The sequence below is a fragment of the Streptomyces sp. NPDC057702 genome, from assembly GCF_042799315.1.
Lineage (GTDB): Bacteria > Actinomycetota > Actinomycetes > Streptomycetales > Streptomycetaceae > Streptomyces.
On record NZ_JBHVJC010000040.1, the window covers coordinates 1 to 4,543 of the forward strand.

Below are 4,543 nucleotides of genomic sequence, written 5' to 3' on the forward strand. Positions count from 1 at the left end.
AAACGTCGGGGGCTGGTTCTGTTGTTTATACGCGACTGGGGGGGGCGGGTCGCCGGCGGCGGCCGGCCCCCGACGCGCGGCGCGGGGCTGACAGACTGTGCCCATGCGCATTGTGGTTCTGGCAGGGGGGATCGGCGGCGCCCGGTTCCTACGCGGTCTCAAGTCGGCGGCCCCCGAGGCGGACATCACCGTCATCGGCAATACCGGGGACGACATCCACCTCTTCGGGCTGAAGGTCTGTCCCGACCTCGACACGGTGATGTACACCCTCGGTGGGGGCATTCACGAGGAGCAGGGCTGGGGCCGCGCGGAGGAAACCTTCGCGGTCAAGGCCGAGTTGGCGGCCTACGGGGTGGGCCCCGAGTGGTTCGGGCTGGGCGACCGGGACTTCGCCACCCACATCGTCCGTACGCAGATGATCGGCGCGGGCTACCCGCTCAGCGCGGTCACCGAGGCGTTGTGCGCCCGGTGGCGGCCGGGCGTACGACTGCTGCCGATGAGCGACGACCGGGTCGAGACGCACGTGCTCGTCGACGACCCGGAGGCGGACGGCGGACGGCGGGCCGTGCACTTCCAGGAGTACTGGGTGCGGCTGCGGGCCTCGGTGCCGGCGCACGCGGTGGTGCCCGTCGGGGCCGAGCAGTCCAAGCCGGCGCCGGGCGTCCTGGAGGCCATCGCCGCCGCCGACGTCATCCTCTTCCCGCCGTCCAACCCCATCGTCAGCGTCGGCACCATCCTGGCCGTGCCCGGCATCAGGGAGGCCATCGCGGACGCCGGGGTGCCGGTGGTGGGCCTGTCGCCGATCGTCGGCGACGCGCCGGTGCGGGGCATGGCCGACAAGGTGCTGGCCGCCGTCGGCGTCGAGTCCACGGCCGCCGCCGTCGCCGCGCACTACGGCTCGGGGCTGCTGGACGGCTGGCTGGTGGACACGGTCGACGCGCACGCCACCGCCGAGGTGGAGGCCGCCGGCATCCGCTGCCGGGCCGTGCCGCTGATGATGACCGACACGGCCACCACGGCCCAGATGGCCCGCGAGGCGCTGGACCTGGCCGAGGAGGTGCGGGCGTGAGCGCCGCCCCGCCGACACCCGACGCGCCGTCGCCGGCCGAGCCCTCGCCCGCCCCCTCCCCGTCCGGGGCGCGGGCGCCCGAGGCTGGGTCGTCCGAGGCTGGGCCGTCCGATGCCGGGTCGCCCGTCGGTACACGGCCGTCGTCGGCGTTGGCCGAGGAGGCCGACGCGGTCGCGTCCGTACGGATGTGGGCGCTGCCGGGCATGCCGGAGGTGCGGCCCGGTGACTCGCTCGCCAAGCTGATCGCCACCGCCGCGACGGGCCCCGGCCTGCCCGGACTCGCCGACGGCGACATCGTCATCGTCACCTCCAAGATCGTCAGCAAGGCCGAGGGGCGCGTCGTTCGGGCCGACGACCGGGAGGCGGCCATCGACGCCGAGAGCGTGCGCGTGGTCGCCCGGCGCGGCACGACCCGGATCGTGGAGAACCGCAACGGGTTCGTCATGGCCGCCGCCGGCGTGGACGCCTCCAACACCCCGGCCGGCACCGTGCTGTTGCTGCCGGCCGACCCCGACGCGTCCGCCCGCGCTCTGCGCGCCGAGCTGCGCGACGCGCTCGGCGTGGACGTCGGCGTACTGATCACCGACACCTTCGGGCGACCCTGGCGCTCCGGGCTGACGGACGTGGCCATCGGCGCGGCCGGCCTGCGCGTCCTGGACGACCTGCGCGGCGGCACCGACACGCACGGCAACCCGCTCGCCGTCACCATCGTGGCCACCGCCGACGAACTGGCCGCCGCCGGTGACCTGGTCAAGGGCAAGACGGCCGGGCGCCCCGTGGCGGTGCTGCGCGGACTGCCGCGCCTGGCGGGCGAGGACGCCGACCCGGCCGGCGTCGGCGCCCGCGCCCTGGTGCGGTCCGCCGCCGACGACATGTTCCGACTCGGCACGTCGGAGGCCGTACGGGAGGCGGTGACGCTGCGGCGTACGGTGCGCGAGTTCACCGACGCGCCGGTGGACGGAACGGCGGTGCGGCGCGCGGTGGCCGCCGCGCTCACCGCGCCCGCCCCGCACCACACCACGCCCTGGCGCTTCGTCCTGCTGGAGAGCGAGCGGGCGCGTACCGAACTGCTGGACGCGATGCGCGGGGCGTGGGAGGCCGATCTGCGCGCCGACGGGTTCAGCGAGGAGGGCGTGGCCCGGCGGGTACGGCGCGGGGACGTGCTGCGCACGGCGCCGTACCTGGTCGTCCCGTGCCTGGTCGCGGACGGCGCGCACGCCTACCCGGACGCGCGGCGGGCCACCGCCGAACGGGAGATGTTCGTGGTCGCGGCCGGCGCCGGCGTACAGAACCTGCTGGTCGCGCTGGCCGGCGAGGGGCTCGGCTCGGCCTGGGTCTCCTCGACGATGTTCTGCCGCGACGTGGTGCGCGAGGTACTGGAACTGCCCGCGAGCTGGGACCCGCTGGGCGCGGTGGCCATCGGCAAGCCGGCCGTGGCGCCCGCGCCCCGGCCGCCCCGCGAGCCGTCGGCCTTCATCGAGGTGCGCTAGCTCCGCGCCGTGGGGTGCGGCCAGGCCGGCACGGCCCCCCACCGTGGGGGCTCGGCCGGCACCGGCCGGGTCGCGCCCGCGCGGTGGTGCCGGCTCGCGCCCGCGCGGTGGTGCCGGGGCGTGCCGGGCGCGTGGCCGGTTGTCGCCGACGTCGCGCCCGCGTGCGCGCGGGCGTCGGTCACAGGGCCCGGATGTCGCCAGGCGTGAAGCGGGGCGCGCGGCGCGGCGGGACGACGCCGGCCAGCAGGATCAGCCGGCAGGCCCGGTGGCGTTGGTCGGCGTACGGGGCGAGCAGTTCCAGCATCGTGGCATCGTCGGCGCCGCGCCGGCCGGTGAGCGCGTAGCCGACGATGCGCGGCAGGTGCAGGTCGCCGACGGTGACCGCGTCCGGGGCGCCGTTGCTGCGCTGGAGCACCTCGGCCGCCGTCCACGGGCCGACGCCGGGCACGGCCTGGAGCCGGGCCGTGGCCCGCGCGAGGTCCATCTCCGCCGCCTCTTCGAGCCGCCCGGCCACCCGGGCGGCGCGGACGACCGTGTCCGACCGCTTGGCGTCCACGCCCGCCCGGTGCCACTCCCACGAGGGGATGAGGGCCCAGCCCCGGGCGTCGGGCATCACGCGCAGCCCAGGCTCGGGGCCCGGGGCGGGCTCGCCGTGCCGTGAGAGCAGCAGCCGCCAGGCGCGGTACGCCTCGTCGCTGGTGACCTTCTGTTCCAGGATCGAGGGGACCAGCGACTCCAGCACCAGTCCGGTACGGATCAGCCGCAGACCGGGGTGGCGTCGGTGCGCCTCGTGCACCAGTCGGTGCCGGGGCCGGAAGGGCGTCGGGTCGTCGCCCGCACCGAGCAGCGCGGGCAGCCGGTCGAGCAGCCACGGCGCCCCCGCCCCCCACGCCCGCCCCTCGACGGCCTCGCCGTGGCGCGCGATACGGATCGTGCCGGGCCCTTGCGGGGTGCGCGAGGCCCGCCACACCGCGCCGTCGGCCGTCACCCGGAACGCCGGATCGCCCGGCCCGCGCCGCAGCACTCCGAGGCTGCGCGCCAGGTCGTAGGGGCCTGGCGGGACCCAGGTACGGGTTGCGGACATCAGCCCAGCGTAGCCCTCGCGCCGGGCGGGGCAGCGGGAGGCGGCCTGCGCCCGCCGGGCCTCGTGGGGTTGTCCGCGCCCGGCGAGGCGGGAGGTGGCCCGCGCCCTGCGGGCGGGGTGAGACAGCCGGCGCCCGGTGAGCGGGGTGAGGCGATTCGCGCCCTGTGAGGTGGGCCACATCCACCAGGTCAAATGGGGCGACCCGCGCCCCGCCGGGCGGGGTGGGGTGGCTTGCGCCCAGCGGGCCAGATGAAGCGGGCTGTGCCCTGTGCGGTGGGTGGGCCTACGCCGAGCGGGACGCGGGCGAGGTGGCCCGCGCCCGCCGGGCCGCGTGGGGTTGCTCGCGCCCGACGAGGCGGGAGCCGGCGTGCGCCCTGCGGGCGGGGTGGGGTTGCGCTCTGTGAGGCGGGGGGGTGCGCCCTGTGCGTGGGGTGGGGTTCGCGCCCACCGGGCGGGGTGAGGTGGTGTGCGCCCTACGGGGTGGGCTGTGCGGGGCAGGGCGGAAGGGGTGGCTTGCGCTCCGTGAGGTGGGGTGGGCGGCTGCGCCGAGCGGGGCGGATGTGAGCTGTGCCGTCCAGTCCGGGCACCAGAGACCGCCCGCACCCACCCGGCCGGGTGGAGTGGGCTGTGCCCTGTGAGGTGGATGGCCGCGCCGGGCGGGCGGATGGCGGACGGGTGGCGTGCGCCGCCTGCGGGCGGGGGTGGGCTCGCGCCGGCAGGACCACGCGAGGTGGCTCGCGCCCTGCGCGGTGAGACAGCCCATGCCCACCTGACCACAGCAAGCGACCCGCACCCGCAGGACCACGCGAGGCGGCTCGCGCCCTGCGCGGTGAGGCAGCCCATGCCCACCTGGCCACAGCAAGCGACCCGCACCCACCAGGCCGGACGAGGCGACCCGCG

Annotated in this window: 3 protein-coding genes; 2 read left to right on the forward strand and 1 reads right to left on the reverse strand. The window is 77.1% G+C overall.

Going from position 1 to position 4,543, the window contains the following annotated elements:
- The first annotated feature begins 103 nt into the window (after positions 1 to 103).
- Positions 104 to 1,069, forward strand: a complete 966-nt coding sequence (gene cofD / locus ACFVFR_RS26450) for a 2-phospho-L-lactate transferase (RefSeq protein ID WP_383706052.1) — start codon at positions 104 to 106, stop codon at positions 1,067 to 1,069.
- 149 nt (positions 1,070 to 1,218) lie between these two features.
- On the forward strand, positions 1,219 to 2,559 hold the full coding sequence (locus ACFVFR_RS26455) for a coenzyme F420-0:L-glutamate ligase (RefSeq protein ID WP_383706152.1): 1,341 nt from the start codon (positions 1,219 to 1,221) through the stop codon (positions 2,557 to 2,559).
- Between the two features lie 178 nt (positions 2,560 to 2,737).
- Here ACFVFR_RS26455 and ACFVFR_RS26460 read toward each other — a convergent pair whose 3' ends face one another.
- On the reverse strand, positions 2,738 to 3,643 hold the full coding sequence (locus ACFVFR_RS26460) for a DNA-3-methyladenine glycosylase family protein (RefSeq protein ID WP_383706054.1): 906 nt from the start codon (positions 3,641 to 3,643) through the stop codon (positions 2,738 to 2,740).
- Positions 3,644 to 4,543 lie beyond the last annotated feature (900 nt).